This is a genomic window from Streptomyces sp. NRRL F-5122, assembly GCF_001507435.1.
GTDB lineage: Bacteria > Actinomycetota > Actinomycetes > Streptomycetales > Streptomycetaceae > Streptomyces > Streptomyces lannensis.
In genome coordinates this window covers 26,621-44,364 of sequence record NZ_LMWH01000248.1, presented here as the reverse complement: position 1 = coordinate 44,364, position 17,744 = coordinate 26,621, and the positions used below count along the sequence as shown (strand labels likewise).

Here is a 17,744-nt window from a genome sequence, read left to right as displayed (position 1 = left end):
ATGACCTCCACCGATCTGCCCCTCCGCACCGCGCCCTCCCGGCAAAGCGAAGTAGTTGTGCGGGAATTGAGGCCGCGGCAGCCGGGCCGCCGCAGCCGCACGAATCTCACCCTCGGGGACAGCGCCCTCGCCCGCGTGCTCGCGCTCGCCGCGCTCGTCGTCATGACAGTGATATGGCTGCTGCCCATGGCATGGGCCCTGCTGACCGCCTTCAAGTCCGAGACGGACGCCAGCGATCCGGCCCACTGGTTCTGGCCCCGGCACGGGTTCACCTTCCACGGCTTCAGCTCCGTGTGGCAGCGCGGAGACCTGCCCCTGTGGATGCTCAACAGCCTGCTCGTCTCCGCCGCCGTCACGGTGATCACCGTGCTGGTCTCGGCGATGGCCGGCTACGCCTTCTCCCGCACCCGGTTCACCGGCCGCCGCGCGCTGTTCGCACTGACCGTCGCCGCCGTTCTGGTGCCGCCCCAGTTGATGATCGTGCCGTGGTTCCGGCAGATGCTCACCCTGCACCTGGTGGACACATACGCCGCGGTGATCCTTCCGCAGACGGTCGCGCCGGTGATGGTGTTCATCCTGAAGAAGCACTTCGACTCACTGCCCCACGAGCTTCAGGAGGCGGCCCGCATCGACGGTGCCGGCCACTGGCGCATCTTCTGGTCGGTCCTTCTGCCGCTGTCCCGCCCGATGCTGGCGGCCGTTTCGATCTTCGTGTTCATCGGGGCGTGGAACAACTTCCTGTGGCCGTTCGTATCGACCTCCGACCCCGCGCTGATGACCCTGCCGGTCGGCATCACCTCCGTGAAGGACGCCTACGGCATCCAGTACGCCCAGACGATGGCCTCCGCCGTCCTGGCCGCCGTTCCCCTCGTCGTGGTCTTCATGTTCTTCCAGCGGCACATCGTGAAGTCCGTCGCGACGACGGGCCTCGGCGGCCAATAGGCACCCTGCCGTCTCACCACCCACCCCCTGCAGCGAAGGAGCCGCCATGCGCGCAGCACGGCGCTTTCCCCGCCTCACCCTCCTCCTCGTCCTCCTGTTAGGACTCGTCACCGTCCCGCAGACCGTCACCGCGTCCGCCGCCGCGACGGGCACCTTCCGCAATCCGCTCAACACCGGTCCGGACCCCTTCATGACGTACTGGAACGGGTCCTACTACCTGACGACCACCCAGGGCGACAGCATCCGCATGTGGCGCTCGTCCTCGCTTGGCACGCTGCTGACCGCCGCCCCCGTCACCGTGTGGACGGACACCGACGCCTCGCGCAACCGCGACATCTGGGCACCGGAGTTCTACCGCTTCGGCGACCGCTGGTACCTCTACTACACGGCGGACGACGGCATCGACGACCACCACCGCCTGTACGTCCTGGAGTCGGAGCGTGACGACCCGGCCGGTCCCTACCACTTCAAGGCGAAGCTCTCTCCACCCAACCACGCATCCGACTTCGCCATCGACCCCGGAATCCTCCAGCACGACGGGCGCCTCTACCTCGCCTATGCCGGTATCAACGCGTACCAGCACAACGGCATCAACATCGCCCCGATGTCCAACCCCTACACGGTCTCCGGCGACGCCGTCGCGATCGACGCCGCCGGCGGTTGTGCCGAGGTGCGCGAGGGGCCGGAGTTCCTCAACCGCAACGGCCGTACGTGGATGACGTATTCGACATGCGACACGGGCAAGCCGGACTACCAGGTCTGGATGATGTCCCTGCATGAAGGCGCCGACCCGCTCGTGCCCGCCAACTGGGTACAGACCTCCGGCCCGGTGTTCTCCCGCGCGGACGACCACGGTGTCTACGGTCCCGGCCACCATGCCTTCTTCCGCTCCCCCGACGGAACGGAGGACTGGATCGTCTATCACGCCAAGACGACCTCGGCCTACACCTACACCGACCGCACCACCCGCGCCCAGAAGATCACGTGGAAGGCGGACGGCAGCCCCGACCTCGGCCGCCCGCTCGCCGTGGGCGCCACCCAGGACCTGCCGGCGGGCGACCCGGGCTCCGGTACCTACTGGATCAATGACGACGGCCGGTCGAGCAGCGACGGCACACTCGCGTACACCGGCACCTGGAACTCCGGCACCGGATGCGCCACTCAGTGCTTCTGGGGCGACGACCACTGGAGCGACCGAAGCGGCAACACGGCCACCTGGACCTTCACCGGAACCCGTATCGCACTGCTGTCCGTGCGCGACACCGGCAACGGCATCGGGGCCCTGAGCATCGACGGAGGTTCCGAGCAACGCGTCGACTTCTACGGCTCGATGCGCACCGGGGAGACGTTGCAGTACGTCAGCCCACAGCTGCCGTACGGTCGGCACACCCTGCGTGTCCGGGTCACCGGCGAGCACAACTCCCAGTCACAGGCGGCGTTCGTGAGCGTGGACCGGGCGGAGGTGTACACCAAGTGACCGGTCGTGCGTCGTAGCGGATGCAGCCCGCGCCCGATCAACCTGACACGGGCCATGCCTGGGCGGGACACCAGGGCTCCGGCGGCGTTGGCGACGGCGCTCGCAGCATCGTCGGCGGACAACTGCGGCTGGAGCAGGCCGGGACCCTCTTGGTGACACGGAAGTGTGCAAGCGGCACCGGCGAACCGCGGTTTCCCGTCGGCCGCACCCTTAGGGCGCCCGCTCCGGTCGCCCGCCCGGGTACGACGGAGAACCAGATCGCTGCGTTCCGCGGTGGAGTGGCCTGGGCGCGTCCCGCTGTCCGGGACCGGCCTGTCAACGATCACCTACGCAGGCTCGGGTGATTGCATCACAGAAGTCGACAGGTCGGCGGCCCCGCCCGGAGAGCGGGGCCGCCGACCTCGTGGACGGACGTGCGCCGCTGCCGTCGGCAGGACCCGGCGGCAGCGACGGGGGCAGACTGCGGCTCAGACGGCGGCGAAGACCTCGTCGTAGTCCAGACGCGGGCCGCGGGGGTACGAGGCGTTCTCGCCGGGCTTGCCGATGTTGACCACGACCAGCACCGAGTGGTCGCCATCCGGGAAGAAGTCCTTCTCGATGCCCGCGGCATCGAAGCCGGTCATCGGGCCGGCGGCCAGTCCGGCGGCCCGAACGCCGAGGATGAAGTAGCCGATCTGCAGCGCGGCGTTCAGGGTCGCCGACTGCTCACGCACCGGCCGCTCGCCGAAGACCAGGTCCTTCGCCTCGGGGAACACCGGGAACTGGTCAGGCAGCTCCTCATGGAACTCGTTGTCCGCGGCCAGGATCGCCACGAGGGGTGCGGCGGCGGTCTTCGGCGCGTTGTTCGCGGTCATATGGCCCACCAGTCGCTCGCGGGACTCGGGAGTGCGCACGAGCACAACGCGCAGCGGCTGCTGGTTGTAGGCGGTCGGGGCGTACTTCACCAGGTCGTAGACGGCCCGCACCTGCTCTTCGGTCACCGGCTCGTCGGTGAAGGTGTTCGCGGTGTGCGCATCCCGGAAGAGAAGGTTCTGGGCGGCCGGGTCGAGCTGGAGAGTCATCAGGTACCTCGGTTGAATCGGGGACACCCATCACTGAGTGTTGTTGAACTTTCTACCACTATAGGTGAACGTTCAACGAATTTGCCGTTCCCGCCTGTGACGCTGGGCACAATGTCCACAATGTGCTCGCGCATCTGACAGTGCCGCGGACCTGCAACGTCGGACTTCACGAGAGCGATCACCGGACGGGCTGACACCGCCTCCAGCACCGGACGACACCAGGGCGGGCATTGCCGCCCTGGGACCCGATGGTCAGTCCAGCGGCCTTCGACGCAACGCCCGGCTCCCGTCCATGGCCTTGCCAGTCGGCAGCGTGGGAGCATGCGGCGGTGCGGGAGTTGACCGTGCTGGGGACATGTGGCGCCTGGCCGGAAGCCGGCCGGGCGGCGAGCGGCTTCCTCCTGGAGGTCGACGGTTTTCGCCTGGTCCTGGACCTCGGCTACGCAACCCTGCCTCGACTGCTGGAAGTATGCCCGACGAAAGCGCTCGACGCCGTGGCCATCACCCATGAACACCCTGATCATTGCGCGGATCTGAGCGCACTCTGTCGCGCGCTGCTCTTCGGCGGAGAGCTCGACACCCGCCTGCCGCTGTACTGCCCGCCAGGGGTGCTCGAGCGGGTGCAGGCGATGGAGCCGACCGAGGATCTGCGCGAGGTCTTCGAACCCCATCCTCTGCCCGGCAGCCACGAGATCGGCACCTTCCGGCTGGAAGGGAGCCCGCTTCCGCACCATGTGCCGCACGCCGGCGTGCGGTTGACGGCGCCCGGACTGACCGTGGCCTACAGCGGCGACGCCGGTGGCGACCACGCGCTCGGCGAACTGGCCGCCGAGGCGGACCTGTTCATTGCCGGCGCCACATTGCAGGGCGCCGCCACCGACCCTCATCTGCTCAGTGCGGCCGAAGCGGGCCGATGGGCCGCTCGCGCGGAAGTGCGGCGTCTGCTGCTCACGCACTTCTGGCCCGACACGGATCGAGGGCGGTCCGTCACGGAGGCGGCCGCCGCCTACGACGGGGAGATCCTGGCCGCAGCGGAAGGGCTGGTTATCCCGCTCTGAAGCTCGGTCGCATCAGCCGCGCCACGTGACGCCGCTCGGCACCGTCCCGACACGCACCACACCGGACCAAAGTAAAGCCTTTGCATGGTCTAGTCCAAACTGTCACTTGGTCTAGGCCAATTCATTGACGTGACTACAACAACTCACCAGGCTGGGACGACTCCCCCACCACCCCCACCGGAGGCACGCAGTGAGACGTCTTCGTGCATGTCTGGGCGCGGTCGCCGCGGTCGGACTGGCCGCGGCAGGTACGACCGCGCTGGTCGCGGGCAACGCCTCGGGCGCGACAAGCGCCCTGAGCAACCGCTGGTACGCCGCGGCCCCCTATCTGATGCCGCTGGACAACGACCCGCCGGACGCGGGCGCCATCATGGACGCAACCGGACTCAAGGCCTTCCAGCTGGCCTTCATCCTCGCCCCCGACGGCGGCGGCTGCTCCCCCACCTGGGGCGGCACCGCGGCGGTCTCCTCGGACACCGCCGTCCAGTCCGTCATCAGCAACATCCGCGCCAAGGGCGGTGACGTCTCCGTCTCCATCGGCGGATACGGCGGCACAAAGCTCGGCCAGGCGTGCTCGGACGCAGCGGCCACAGCGGCGGCGTACCAGCAGGTCATCACCAAGTACGGCCTGCACGCCATCGACTTCGATCTGGAAGAGCCGGAGTACGAGAACGCGGCGGCCATCAAGAACGAGATCGGCGCGGCCAAGATCCTCCAGCAGAACAATCCCGGCCTCTACGTCTCCGTCACCACGGCCGGCACGGCCGACGGCACCGGCTGGTTCGGCAAGCAGATGCTCCTGGAAGCGAAGTCGCAGGGATTCACCCCGAACAACTTCTCGATCATGCCCTTCGACGGCGGTTTCAACGGCGCCGCCTCCCAGACCGGCGCACTGACCAACTTCAACCAGATCCTGCAGTCCACGTTCGGCTGGGACCAGGCCACCGCCTACGCCCATGAGGGCTTCTCGGGCATGAACGGTCGCAGCGACACCGGGGAGATCTTCACGCAGGCGGACTTCCAGAGCGTGCTGGACTACGCCACCAGCCACAACATGGACCGCTTCACCTTCTGGTCGCTCAACCGTGACCGCCAGTGCAACCCGCCCGACAACGGCGGTCGCACCTCGGGCACCTGCTCCAGCGTCGCGCAGAACACCTGGGACTTCGCCAAGTACTCGGTGAAGTTCGCCGGAGTCACCCCGCCAACCGGCACCCCCACCGGCACGCCGACTCCCCCGAACACGACATGCAAGCCCGCCTGGAGCTCCACCGCGGTCTACACGGCGGGGAACGAGGTCTCGTACAGCAACCACAACTGGAAGGCCAAGTGGTGGACCCAGAACGAGCAGCCCGCCGCCACCGAATGGGGCCCCTGGCAGGACGAGGGCGCCTGCTGAGTCTCTGAGGCAGCCGGTCGCCCTTGCGGGGAACCCGAAAGATCCCCGCAAGGGACCGGCGCCACCGTGTCACCGCCTCACCGTGGTGGTCGGCGCGGGGCCTACCGGCCGACTACGGGACCTGCCGAGCCCGTCTGCCCGGTCGGCCGGACGGGCGCGTGGGAGGTGCCGGTGGCTGAGCCCGGTACGCCGTACGGGCCCCGACCGCCATCAGGCGGCGCTTGCGGCCACGGTCTCCCGCACCAGATGTGCCGCGCGCTCCGCGTCCGCCCTCGAGACGTCGAGATGGAAGACGAACCGGAACTGCGGCCGACCCCCTGTGCACAGCACACCCTGCGCCGCGAGCCGCTCCAGCAGATCCGGCGGCGTGACGCCCGGCACCGGCCGCGCGAACACCATGTTGGTGCGCGCCGGACCGACCTCGAGCCCCGGTACGCCGTCGAGGATCTCGGCGAAGAGTGCCGCATTCGCGTGGTCGTCGGCCAGCCGCTCGACGTGATGGTCCAATGCGTAGGAAGCAGCCGCTGCCAGGACGCCCGCCTGCCGCATACCGCCGCCCAGGGCCTTGCGCCACCGCCTCGCCTGCCCGATGAACTCCGTCGAACCGAGCAGCACCGACCCGACCGGCGCCCCCAGGCCCTTGCTGAAGCACACCGACACGCTGTCGAACGGCTCCACGATCTTCCGCGCCCCTTCGTAGGGATCGCCGCCCCCGGCCACCGCCGCATTGAACATCCGGGCCCCGTCCAGGTGCGTCGCCAAGTGATGCTTACGGGCCAGTGCCGTGGCCGCCTGAACATACTCGGGGGCGATCACCGTGCCGCTGAACGTGTTCTCCAGACACAGGAGCCTGCTCCGCGCGAAGTGCGGGTCGTCCGGCTTGATCGCCGCCTCGATGTCTGCCAGATCGAGGGTCCCGTCCTGGTGCGGCAACGGCTGCGGCTGGATCCCGCCGAGCGCGGCCGCCCCGCCGCCCTCGTGGCTGTACAGATGGGCCTCCGCCCCGGCGATGTACTCCTCGCCCCGCCCGCAGTGGCTCAGCAAGGCGCACAGGTTGCTCTGGGTTCCGGACGAGACGAACAGCGCGGCGGGAAAGCCGAGCAGCTGCGCCAGGCGCTCCTGGAACGCGTTCACGGCGGGATCGTCACCGAACACGTCGTCGCCCACCTCGGCCTGTGCCATGGCGGTACGCATGGCGTCGGTGGGGCGGGTGACGGTGTCGCTACGCAGGTCTATGACGTTGTCCATGCCTCCTTACTACCGCTCCGACCTTGGTGACCTACTCGCGGGGTGACCGGGCCAAGGCATCCACCGCGAACCCGACCGCCGTCACAAGGCGACCGCCCCCTCCACCGGCACCCTCAAGTTCGGGTCGAGGGACAGACGTCACTCCAGAAGACCTACAGGTCCCACTCACAAGTCTCCGGTGGCCACCACGCGCGGCCGCGCACCTACGCGGTCCGCGGCACCCTCCATCGCGCAGTGGCAGGTGCGCACCGGAGGCGACGGAGCCATCACTCCGTCCGATCGGCGAGGCGCTGGATGGCGATGAGGGCGGCATCGTCGCCGAGAGGTCCGCGAGCGTGGCTCAACAGGTCCTCATGAACGTGTCGGACAAGGCGCTCCGGCCCACCTGTGCCGTCCCAGGCCGCCATCCGTTTGGGGAGCGGATAAAAGGTGCCGTTGGGGCTGGCTGCCTCGACGACACCGTCGGTGTAGAGAAGCAGGACGTCGCCGGCCACGAAGCTGAAGGTGTCCACCACATACTGATCCACCGACGGGACGGTGATGCCCAGCGGGAGCCCGGGACTGCGGGCATCCAGGGCGCTGATCTTCCCCTCATGGAGCAGCAGCGGCGGCGGATGGCCGCAGCTGATCGTCTCCACCCGCCCGACGTTGTCGGGGAAGTCCAGAAGAAGAACGGTCACGAAGGACTCGTCGGCCTCGGGATCGTCATCGGCGGCGTTGGCCCAGTTCCAATACATGGCGTTCCCCAGATGTATCGCCATGTGGGGAAGCGAGAGATTGCGATAGGCCGAGCCGTGGAAGGCGCCGAGCAGGAGGGATGTGTCCTTGATGACGGGCAGCCCCTTGCCCCGGACATCACCGATGATGACCCGGGTCACCCGGTCGGCGCGCACAGCCGCGAACAGGTCGCCGCCGACCCGTGCGTCCAGCTCCGCGGCGATGTAGTCGGTGGCGATACGCAGTGGGCCTGCACGCCGGGGAAGGGGGCGTATCAGGACTTCTTGCGCGGCCGCTGCGATGGAGCGCGTATGGGCGAGTTGCCGCTCGCGCAGGTCGCGAACGGCACGGAGGGCGACCAGGAACCCGGAGACCACCGCGAGGCCGATCACCTGGATCTCGAGCCCGGCAGTGAGCCCGCTGCCCTCTGCGAACGCCGAGAGGACTTGGCCTGCCACGGCCAGGGCGCCCATGAGCCCTGTGAGACGAGGACCGGCGAAGGATGCGGTGACCGCGGGAGCGACGATCAGCAACGGACCCAGTTGGGAACTCCTGCCCGTGAACACGTCCGCGATCATGATCAAGATGATCAGACCGAGCGGGATCACGAGCAGTGCGTGACTCGGCCGTACGGCCCGGCGAGCTTCCGGTGTATCCGACTTCGCACCCATATATCCCATGCTCGCACTCAGGCACCCGAGGCGAACACCGCACCCGCAGCGGCACACACGACCCTTGTCGCCCGCCCCGGCCGGACCGACATGGGGATGGCCCGCCCGGAACAGAGCCTCGCCGCGGACCCGCGCGGCGAGTGGGCATGGCGAGTCCGACGGGCTAGAGGCTGGTGCGATAGAAGGGCTTGTCCGCACGCGGCTCGACGCCCTGGGCCTTGTAGAAGTCGAGTGCCGGAGGATTGCCGGCGTCCGCGGTCCACTCCATCCGCGTACAGCCGGCTGCACGGCCCGCCTCACGGACGGCTTCCATAAGCCGACCCGCGACACCGTTGCGCCGGTGAGCCTCACGTACGAACAGTTCCTTGAGATAGATCGACGTGTCGGCGCCGGCGGCGGGCCAGACGAAGCTGTACGAGGCGAATCCGAGAGGTGTGTCGCCTTCGCGGGCGATCAAGACGGTGGCAACGGGCTGTGGACCGAAGAGCGCCAGGCGGATCTGCTCCCGATCCACGCGGGTGTCGACCCCGCCGTAGTAGGCCTCGACCTCGCCGAGGAAGTGCGCCACGAGCTCGACATCCGCTTCGATCGCCTTCTCGATCCTCACCAGCGCCACCCTTCTCTTCCGCCGGTGACGCCAACACCGCACGCAGCACCCGCACTTCCGACACCGCCCGTGCCCCGGGACCCTAGCCGCAGGACGCAGAGCACGACAGTCGGTCACCGAAGAGCGTCGCCGTCGGCGAGACGAACCCTGCAATGGGGCGATCATCGAGCACTGGTGTCACGACTGCGGGATCAGATCGCCCAGTCCGTTCTCCAACAGCGTGAACGCATGGTTCGCGTCGGCCACAGCTCCCGGATGGCGCGCGTCCGCCGGTTCTCCGTACGCCAGACGCGCGGCGTTGTCCTGCGCCAGCGCCCATTGGACCGCGACGATCTGGACGGCGGCCAGCCGCGCGGTGAGCTCCGGGGTTGCAGCCGTCTCCTGCAACGCCTCGGCGAGTGCACGTTCGGCGCCGGCTTTGAAGCCTTCCATCCGGGCCACCAGTGAAGGCGTGTCGAGGATCATCCGGGTGAGCCGCAGCACCTGTGGATGGTCGTTGAGCCCCGTGATCGGGTCCCGGTCGTCCAGTCCCTTGAGGAAGTGCTCGCGCACTGCGACCAGTGGCGCGGTGCGGGGCAAGCGGTCCCGCACAACACGTGCCGTTTCGGTCTCGTGGTCGGCGAGGCGATGCACCACAAGGTCTTCCTTGGTCGGGAAGTAGGCGAACAGCGTCCGCTTGGACACCTCAGCGGCCTCCGCCACCTGCGCCACCGAGACCTGGTTGAAGCCGTGCTCGAGAAACAGCGTGATCGCCGCGTCGGAGATCGCCGCGTGGGTCCGCCGCTTCTTCCGTTCCCGAAGCCCTGGCCTGCCGTCCACGACGCACACCGTAACAGAGATCTTCCCCGAGAGTATTTCTGCACCTGGTATACATTTACTCCGAGGCGAGAAATGCTGAGGGAGTGAAGGTGTTGACCGAGATCGAGACCGAGGTCGTCGTCGTGGGCGCAGGCCCGACCGGACTGATGCTGGCGTGTGAACTCACCCTGGCGGGGGTCGAGACCGTGGTGCTGGAGAAGCTGCCCGAGCGCATCCAGCAGGTGAAGGGCGGCGCGATCCAGCCCCGCACCGCTGAAATGCTGGAACTACGCGGGCTGCTCGAACCGTTGCGGCGCCGGGCCGTGCTGCGAGAGCCGATCGGCGGGCACTTCGCTGCTCTGCCCGTGCCTCTGGACTGCGCTCCTTGGCGGACCAGACACCCCTACCCGATCGCGATCCCGCAGTGGGAGATCGAGGAAGTGCTCGAGGAGCGGGCGATCGACGCCGGGGCACGGGTCCTGCGTGGCGCCGCGGTCTCAGCGGTCCAGCCGGACGACGACGGTGTGGTCGTTGCGGCGGGTGACCTGCACGTGCGGGCCCGCTACCTGGCGGCCTGCGACGGTGGCCACAGCACGGTGCGGAAACTGCTCGGCCTGCCGTTTCCCGGTAGGCCCGGGACGCATCAGGCGGTGTTGGCCGACATCCGTCTGTCCACCGTCTCGCCACTGGTGCCTCAGGAAATGGGGCACATGAGCACCCTCACCCGCCAAGGAGGCGGCTACTGGGCCATGCTGGCCCCTCTCGGCGGCGACCGGTACCGCTTCACCTTCGGACGCGCGGACCGGACGGACGTCGACCGCGACACTCCGGTCACCCACGAAGAGATCACCGCGGCGCTCCGGGCGGTGTACGGCCAGGAGACCACCCTCGGCAGCGTGGACAACTCCTCGCGATTCGGCGACGCCACGCGCCAGTTGGAGGACTACCGTGCGGGCCGGGTCCTGTTCGCCGGCGACGCCGCACACATCCACCCCCCGCTGGGCGGCCAGGGACTGAACCTCGGAATACAGGACTCGTTCAACCTCGGGTGGAAACTGGCCGCGGTCGTCCAGGGTCGGGCGCCGAGCGACCTTCTGGACAGCTACCAGGCCGAACGGCACCCGGTCGGAGCCCAGGTCCTGCACCACACCTCGGCGCAGCGGGTACTGGCCGATCCGCACCCCAGCGAGGACGTGGCCGCCCTGCGTGCCATCTTCATCGACCTCATGCGACTACCGGACGCCAACCGTCACTTGGCGGGCCTGATGTCCGGGCTCTCGCTCCGCTACGAGTTGCCCAGAAAGCACCCGCTGACCGGACAGCGCGTGCCGGACACCGATCTGGTCACCGCGGCCGGCCCCACCCGGCTCTCGGCACTCTTCGCCTCAGGGCATGCCGTACTGCTCGATCTGACCGGTGCCGTACCGGCCGAACTCGAACTTCCGCCGCGAGTCGACCTCGTCCGCGCCACATGCGTCGACGATCTGGGGGCCGCCGCCCTGCTCATCCGTCCTGACGGCTATGTCGGCTGGGCCGCCGATACTTCCGCCGAGTGCGGCGACAACCTGCTCGCCGCACTCGCGGGCGACCTGGTGGCGCTGCCCTGAAACCGGCTCGGCCGCGGCCTGCCCGAAGCCGCCCGCCGCTTCGCCTCCTTGAATGCGTGTAGCGCGCGCATCGATGCGTGCGCTATACGCATTCCGGGATGATGCTTCAGACAGAAAAGCGGCCGGCATTCCATGCAAGATGCGACCCTTCTTCACACGCATAACCAGAGGTATGCGGAATGCGGGTACACACATCGCGAAAATCCTGAACGCACTCCTATCCAAAGCGATTCCCCATGCCCATGATTCTGCATGATAAACTGGGTTCGTGGTGCGCCAGCCCGAACTTCTGCGAGACATAGCGCTGAGGACCGGATTGAGGCCAACGTGGGGCTCCTTTGTCACCACCCGCTATGGACCCTTCCTAATCGCGCTCACGATGATCGCCGCCATTATGGTCGCCGGATTCATGCTTCCCCGATCCGAGCACCTGGCCTCCCTGATGGCCACCGTCCCGGCGGCGACCGCCACTCTTGCCGGTGCACGGTTGACTGCTGTGATCGCCGGCCTCTCGTGCGTCGGTTCCCTGGTGCTCGACGCGTACGACGGCCTGCTCGGCACCTCCATATTCGCGGTGCACCTATTGGCAATCATCCTTGTCTCAGGCTGCGTCATCGCATTTCGGACCCTGCGGGAACGTAATACTCGAGAATTGATCGAACTGCGCACGGTCGCCGAGACCGTCCAGCGTGTTCTACTGCGCCCGCTACCACCGTCCATCGGTTCACTGCGCATCCGCTCCGAATACCATGCATCGCATCCTCATGCGCTGGTGGGCGGCGACCTCTACGCTGTGTCGTCCACTCCCGACAGCGTCCGCATCCTGATAGGGGACGTGAAAGGGAAGGGGTTGCCCGCGGTGGAGGACGCAGCCGCCCTCCTCGGCGCCTTCCGCAGTACCGCCCGCAAAACACCGTCCCTCTCGCAACTTATGGCCACACTCGACGAGGCCGTCCAGGCGCACTTCGACGAAATCTCCGCCACCGACCCCAATGCCGCGGAGCGTTTCATCACCGCACTGCTACTGGAGATACCCGCCGACGGATCGAGCGTCCGCATGATCAACTGCGGCCACCCTCCCCCGTTCGTCATCGAGCACGGCAAGGCGCACTCCCTGCCGTCGATGCTGCCCGCACCCCCACTGGGACTCAACAACACGCGCACCTCCGACTACGCCACGACCGTGCTCCCTCTGGCTACGGGCGCCATCGTGCTCCTCTACACGGACGGTGTCGCCGAAGCGCGTGACACGGGAGGCAACTTCTACGAACTGGACGCCCGGATCGCCGCATGGTCGGGTTGCGACCCCGGTGACCTGCTCCGTTACGTCCTCGACGGTCTGGCCGACCATGTGGGCGGGGAAATGCGCCTGGACGACGATGTTGCCCTCGTCGCCGTGCAACACCACGACACCGAGTGCGCCTCAAGGCGAATCGAACAGCCTGCGCATGTGGACGGCGACTGAAGAGGGCCCAACACAATGAGGCGGTGTCACCCTCAGGCGACCCACTGGGTCAGGTCTTCCGAGCGGAAGAGAACGATACGCCTCTGCTGTCCGTTGACTGTCGCCTTGTGGACACGGGCCGCTCCTGGGGCTTGGAGGCTGTCGACGGCTCGGGCCAGTCGAGGCCGGGGGGTGACGCCTGTCGAGCATGACTTCGTGCCAGCAGGACCAGATGTCCCAGAGTAGGCGGGCAGAAGCCGTTCGGCTCGGAAGTACCTCGAAGTCAGCACCGGTCTCCAACTTCAAGAGCCCGCTCCTCAGGTCCATCAGGGGGAAATCCGGCGTATTGCGCCTTATGAATGAGGAATCGTCGAGGAGCACGGCAAATCTGTCTGCTGACGTTCAACCGAGCCGGCTCCTTCAAGGGCCGGTCCGCTTCCAGTTGCATGAAAGGCTTCCCATGCTTCTCGCACGCGATGGCAGGCCGCTGCGCAGGCGCGTTGTCGCCGTCGCCGTAGCGGCCCTGATGGCCACCGCCGCGTCCCCCGGCGTACGGCAGGCCCCTGCGGCCGACGCCGGCAAACCAGAGGTCACCACCCTCGCCTGGGGAGACAACGGTTCGGGTCAGCTCGGTGACGGCACGACCATCAACCGGAGCACGCCGGTTTCAGTGTGCGCGCCTGGCCGGACAGCCCCCTGCACCCGATTCCTCACCGACGTGGTGGGCATCGCCGCAGGCACCACCAACAGCCTCGCACTGCGCAAGGACGGCACGGTCCTCGCCTGGGGAGACAACGGTTCGGGTCAGCTGGGTGACGGCACCACCGTCAACCGGCGCACTCCGGTCCGGGTGTGCGCGCCCGGCCAGATCGCCCCCTGCACCCGATTCCTCACCGACGTGGTGGACATCGCCGCAGGCACCAGCCACAGCCTGGCGCTGCGCAAAGACGGCACTGTCCTCGCCTGGGGCAACAACGGCGGCGGTCAGCTGGGGGACGGCACCTCCGCCAACCGGACCACGCCGGTTCGGGTGTGCGCGCCCGGCCAGACCGCCCCCTGCACCCGATTCCTCACCCACGTCCACACCATCACGGCACACGGCGGGCACAGCCTGGCGCTGCGCAAGGACCACACCGTCGTCGCCTGGGGAACCAACGGTTTCGGTCAGCTGGGTGACGGCACCACCGTCAACCGGCGCACGCCGGTCCGGGTGTGCGCGCCCGGCCAGACCGCCCCCTGCACCCGATTCCTCACCCACGTCCACACCATCGCCGCCGGCCGTACTCACAGCCTGGCGCTGGGCAAGGACGGTACAGCCTTCGCCTGGGGAGAGAACGGTTTCGGTGAGCTGGGTGACGGCACCAACACAAACCGGCGCGCGCCGGTCCGGGTGTGTGCGCCCGGCCAGACCGCCCCCTGCACCCAATTCCTCACCCACGTCCACACCATTGGCGCGGGCCGCACTCACAGCCTGGCGCTGCGCGATGGCGGCGCCGCTCTCGCCTGGGGCAACAACGGTGCCGGTCAGCTGGGTGACGGCACCACCGTCAACCGGCGCACACCGGTTCCCGTGTGCGCGCCCGGCCAGACCGCCCCCTGCACCCAATCCCTCACCCACGTCCGCACCATCACCGCAGGCGGACGCCACAGCTTGGCGCTGGGCAAGGACGGTACAGCCTTCGCCTGGGGAGAGAACGGTTTCGGTGAGTTGGGCGACGGCACCACCACGAACCGGAGCACACCGGTCCGGGTGTGCGCGCCCGGCCAAACGGCCCCCTGCACCCGATTCCTCACCGACGTACACACCATCGACGGCGGCGGACAGCACAGCCTCGCCCTGGTCGACGATCAGCGCCCCCGAGACTAGTTTGTCCCGTAACCGTCTGCCATCCCCTCAACGACGGGGCACTCCGCACTCCTGTGGTCAGCCGAAGATGAGCTCAACGTCCTTGTCCACACGGAACCGCAGGACGGTGACCAACTGGCTGATGTCTTCGAGCGGCCTTCGGAGGACGGGGTCGCTGTCGTCAGGCTGACGTTGGTCGAGAATCGCTTCCAGTCGGGGCAACATGGCTTAGCATGAGCTTCTGGCCGAGGTGGTCTATGACGCGACTGACCGCGGACTTCAACACGCCGAACAGAGGCGCCAGTTGCCGCAAGGTCAGGTCGGTGCGCCAGTACACGGCGACCAGCAGCACACGGTCCGCCAGTGGCAGCCTCCACGGCCGTCCGCGAGCGGGAGTGTCGGCACCGTCCCTACGCAGCTGGGTCACCGGCTTGCTCAAGGCACGCGGGCTCAGCCCTGTGAACGGGGCTGTCAGGACGACGATGGCCCCAACCTCGCGCCCGCTCAATGCGAGGAGGGCGCTCTACACGATCAGGACCGGGTCCTTCGCGAACCGCTTGCGTAGCTCGAGGGTTTTCAGGCCTCCGCGATTCCTCATCAGCCCGTTCACCGAAGGGGTCGCGTACGCCCCTTGGCGTGACGAAGCCGCCCGCCTCGTGTGCTCGGCGAGCGGCTCGCGCCGTAGGTGTGCAGAGTTCGAAGTCGGCAGCGGTACACAAGGTGTCCTGGGCCGCTGGACGACACCGGCACAATGCCGGCGGCGGGATTCGAACCCGCGTCACCCGCTTTCAAGGCGGAAGTAACCGCAACCTGCGCACCTGCACGTGCGTAACCTTAGCTCGGTCCGGCCCGGCGATGCACGTCCGTTTCTGCGTCCGCGACCCATGTCCGACTCGGTCAACTAGCCGGAAATGCGGCGTTGTTGGCGCTCCCTTCGCCTCCCGGGTGCAGCCCGCACGTCATCAGGCCATTTCGTGAGTCCGCTTGTCCACCATCGTGAGGAACTCGTCGGTGGTGAGTACGGCGTGCGCGTACGCGGGCGCGTTGATGTCGAACGTGGCCCTCATCTCGTCCCAGTTGAAGGCGCCGATGGCGTCACGGATGAGCGTCACGTGGTAACCCAGTTCCTGGCCGAAGCGTGCTGTGGTGTCGACGCAGGTGTTGGCCTTCATGCCGATGAGTACGATCTTCTGGACACGATGTTGTTTGAGCAGCATGTCCAGATCGGTGTTGGCGAAGCCGCTCGACGCCCAGTGCTGGCGCATGACGAGCTCTCCCTCGCGCGGGACGAAGTCAGGGTGCCACTCGGCTCCCCAGCTGCCCGCGGCGAACACCTGCCTCTGGACGACGTGCTGCTGGGTCGGGGACAGATGGTCCCACGTACGGTAGTCGCCGGGCTTTGTCTGGTGGTGGGGCACGATGAAGACGTGGAAACCCAGGGTGCGGGCCGCGGAGAGCATCGCGCGCATATGGTCGAGCAGCCCCACGCCTTCCGCCACCTGCCTGGCCGAGGGCCACAGCTTCCCCCCTCGGACAGGAAGTCGTTGTACGGGTCGATGACCAGCAGTGCGGTTTCTTCCGGCGGGTAGGTGCTCTCTTGGTCGTTCATCGTTTCCTCGCTCCGGTCTTGTCGCGGGTGGCGTCGGACTACTCGACACGGCAGACACCTGGGCGGCGGGCCTGCAGGTGCCGATGAACCGGATGCCGGATCCGAGTCCCACCCGCGGAGCGGATGGCCGTCGAAGGCTTCTCGCACTCTCAGCTTGACACTGAGGCTCGTCGTCGGCCGAGCGAGCCGAGCGGAGCCGGGTGCTCATCAACCTGTGTCTCGACGCCGCGACTGAGGTGGGGAGCACTCCGTTCCCGTGGTGCCCGGCCGGACAGGACGGCCAACAGACCTTCTACGCGGTTGCCGGTCCCCCGGCCGGGTCCCGGTCGATCGGCCGGGACCCGGGGTGACGAGTGTCCGGCTCCTGCGTTCTGTCGCCGCCGTGAGTCCCGGACGTCAGCTCCGTCCGCCCCAGTCCAGACGGTCGGACAGCCCGGCGGTCATGAAGGCCGCCTCGATGTCGTCGCGGCCCTCGGTGAAGTGGGCCCAGCTGTCGTAGTGCACGGGAACGACGCGACGGGCGCCGAGGATCCTCGCGGCCTCGACCGCTTGGGCGCTGTCCAGGACGATGAGCTGGTTGTCGAAAAGGCTGGGGAAGCGGGGGGCACCGGCGAAGAGGATGGCGGTGTCGATCGGGGCGAAGCGGCCGGCGATCTCCCGAACGGCGTCCAGCGAAGCGTTGTCGCCGCTGACATAAACGGTGGGCAGGCCCTCGCCGGTCAGGACGAAGCCGACGACCTGGCCGGTGATCGGCTCCACCTCCTCTCGGGGGCCGGGACCGTGGATCGCGGGAACCCCGGTGACGGTGATCGTGCCCCCGTCGGGGCGGTTCAGTTCGATGGACTCCCAGTCGGCCAGGCCCTTGGCCTTGCCCCCCAGGCGCTGCCCGCCTCCGGGCGTCGTCAAGGTCAGGGGAACGTCGCCGAGAAGGGCTCGGCCGGAGTTGTCGAGGTTGTCGGGGTGCTCGTCGTGCGAGAGCAGAACCAGGTCAATGTGGCCGAGGTCGGCGGGCGTGGTGGTGGCGTGGGCGGTCTTGGTCAGAACGCGGCCCGGCCGGCCGTATGCGCCAGGGCCGTCGAACGTCGGATCGGTCAACAACCGCAGTCCGCCGTACTCGAAGCCGGCGGTCGGGCCGCCGAACACCCGGACGGGGAACTGATCGGTCGCTGCGGGGAGAGAGGACACCAAACACCTCACGGATGGATTCGAGTGAACCGTGATACGACGGTAGCCGCTTCTCACGGATGCGCGCAATCCGTA

The 17,744-nt window shown here is 67.9% G+C and carries 14 protein-coding genes and 1 pseudogene; 7 read left to right on the top strand and 8 right to left on the bottom strand.

Annotation, left to right across the window (positions count from 1 at the left end; genetic code table 11):
• Complete coding sequence (locus tag ADL25_RS30565) at positions 1–942, top strand: carbohydrate ABC transporter permease (protein ID WP_059131112.1); 942 nt, start codon at positions 1–3, stop codon at positions 940–942.
• Between the two features lie 46 nt (positions 943–988).
• Positions 989–2,419: a glycoside hydrolase family 43 protein gene (locus tag ADL25_RS30560; protein WP_059131111.1), complete on the top strand. Its 1,431-nt coding sequence runs from the start codon at positions 989–991 to the stop codon at positions 2,417–2,419.
• Positions 2,420–2,886: 467 nt separating this feature from the next.
• On the opposite strand, the gene ADL25_RS30555 is transcribed toward ADL25_RS30560, so the two are convergent.
• Positions 2,887–3,480 (bottom strand): malonic semialdehyde reductase, encoded by a 594-nt coding sequence (locus ADL25_RS30555; protein ID WP_059131110.1) that lies wholly within the window; start codon positions 3,478–3,480, stop codon positions 2,887–2,889.
• A gap of 344 nt (positions 3,481–3,824) precedes the next feature.
• Between ADL25_RS30555 and ADL25_RS30550 the strand changes: the two genes are divergently transcribed.
• Together ADL25_RS30550 and ADL25_RS30545 are read left to right on the top strand one after the other, a co-directional pair.
• Positions 3,825–4,538, top strand: a complete 714-nt coding sequence (locus ADL25_RS30550) for an MBL fold metallo-hydrolase (protein WP_234381102.1) — start codon at positions 3,825–3,827, stop codon at positions 4,536–4,538.
• Positions 4,539–4,728: 190 nt separating this feature from the next.
• Positions 4,729–5,937 (top strand): carbohydrate-binding protein, encoded by a 1,209-nt coding sequence (locus ADL25_RS30545; RefSeq protein ID WP_059131108.1) that lies wholly within the window; start codon positions 4,729–4,731, stop codon positions 5,935–5,937.
• A gap of 210 nt (positions 5,938–6,147) precedes the next feature.
• Here the strand turns inward: ADL25_RS30545 and ltaE are convergent, their stop codons facing one another.
• The 4 genes from ltaE to ADL25_RS30525 form a co-directional block, all read right to left on the bottom strand.
• The gene (ltaE, locus tag ADL25_RS30540; RefSeq protein ID WP_059131107.1) at positions 6,148–7,185 is read right to left on the bottom strand and encodes a low-specificity L-threonine aldolase; all 1,038 of its coding nucleotides are present in this window, start codon (positions 7,183–7,185) and stop codon (positions 6,148–6,150) included.
• A 266-nt stretch (positions 7,186–7,451) separates the two neighbouring features.
• Positions 7,452–8,480: a PP2C family protein-serine/threonine phosphatase gene (locus ADL25_RS30535; RefSeq protein ID WP_234381097.1), complete on the bottom strand. Its 1,029-nt coding sequence runs from the start codon at positions 8,478–8,480 to the stop codon at positions 7,452–7,454.
• A 256-nt stretch (positions 8,481–8,736) separates the two neighbouring features.
• Positions 8,737–9,180, bottom strand: coding sequence for a GNAT family N-acetyltransferase (locus tag ADL25_RS30530; RefSeq protein ID WP_059131138.1), 444 nt, complete (start codon positions 9,178–9,180; stop codon positions 8,737–8,739).
• 177 nt (positions 9,181–9,357) lie between these two features.
• Complete coding sequence (locus ADL25_RS30525; protein ID WP_059131105.1) at positions 9,358–9,999, bottom strand: TetR/AcrR family transcriptional regulator; 642 nt, start codon at positions 9,997–9,999, stop codon at positions 9,358–9,360.
• Between the two features lie 83 nt (positions 10,000–10,082).
• On the opposite strand from ADL25_RS30525, the gene ADL25_RS30520 reads away from it, so the two are divergent.
• From ADL25_RS30520 to ADL25_RS30510, 3 genes are all read left to right on the top strand, one after another.
• A complete protein-coding gene (locus tag ADL25_RS30520; RefSeq protein WP_416070633.1) occupies positions 10,083–11,585 on the top strand; it encodes an FAD-dependent monooxygenase in 1,503 nt (500 codons plus the stop codon).
• Positions 11,586–11,964: 379 nt separating this feature from the next.
• A complete protein-coding gene (locus ADL25_RS30515) occupies positions 11,965–13,050 on the top strand; it encodes a PP2C family protein-serine/threonine phosphatase (RefSeq protein ID WP_079050669.1) in 1,086 nt (361 codons plus the stop codon).
• A 439-nt stretch (positions 13,051–13,489) separates the two neighbouring features.
• Complete coding sequence (locus ADL25_RS30510; RefSeq protein ID WP_059131102.1) at positions 13,490–14,896, top strand: RCC1-like domain-containing protein; 1,407 nt, start codon at positions 13,490–13,492, stop codon at positions 14,894–14,896.
• Positions 14,897–15,104: 208 nt separating this feature from the next.
• Here ADL25_RS30510 and ADL25_RS46675 read toward each other — a convergent pair.
• The 3 genes and pseudogenes from ADL25_RS46675 to ADL25_RS30495 all read right to left on the bottom strand — a co-directional run.
• A pseudogene (locus ADL25_RS46675) lies at positions 15,105–15,383 on the bottom strand (helix-turn-helix domain-containing protein); the annotation flags it as partial.
• A 454-nt stretch (positions 15,384–15,837) separates the two neighbouring features.
• A complete protein-coding gene (locus tag ADL25_RS30500; protein WP_234381096.1) occupies positions 15,838–16,362 on the bottom strand; it encodes a cysteine hydrolase family protein in 525 nt (174 codons plus the stop codon).
• A 518-nt stretch (positions 16,363–16,880) separates the two neighbouring features.
• Complete coding sequence (locus tag ADL25_RS30495; protein WP_059131101.1) at positions 16,881–17,669, bottom strand: MBL fold metallo-hydrolase; 789 nt, start codon at positions 17,667–17,669, stop codon at positions 16,881–16,883.
• Positions 17,670–17,744 lie beyond the last annotated feature (75 nt).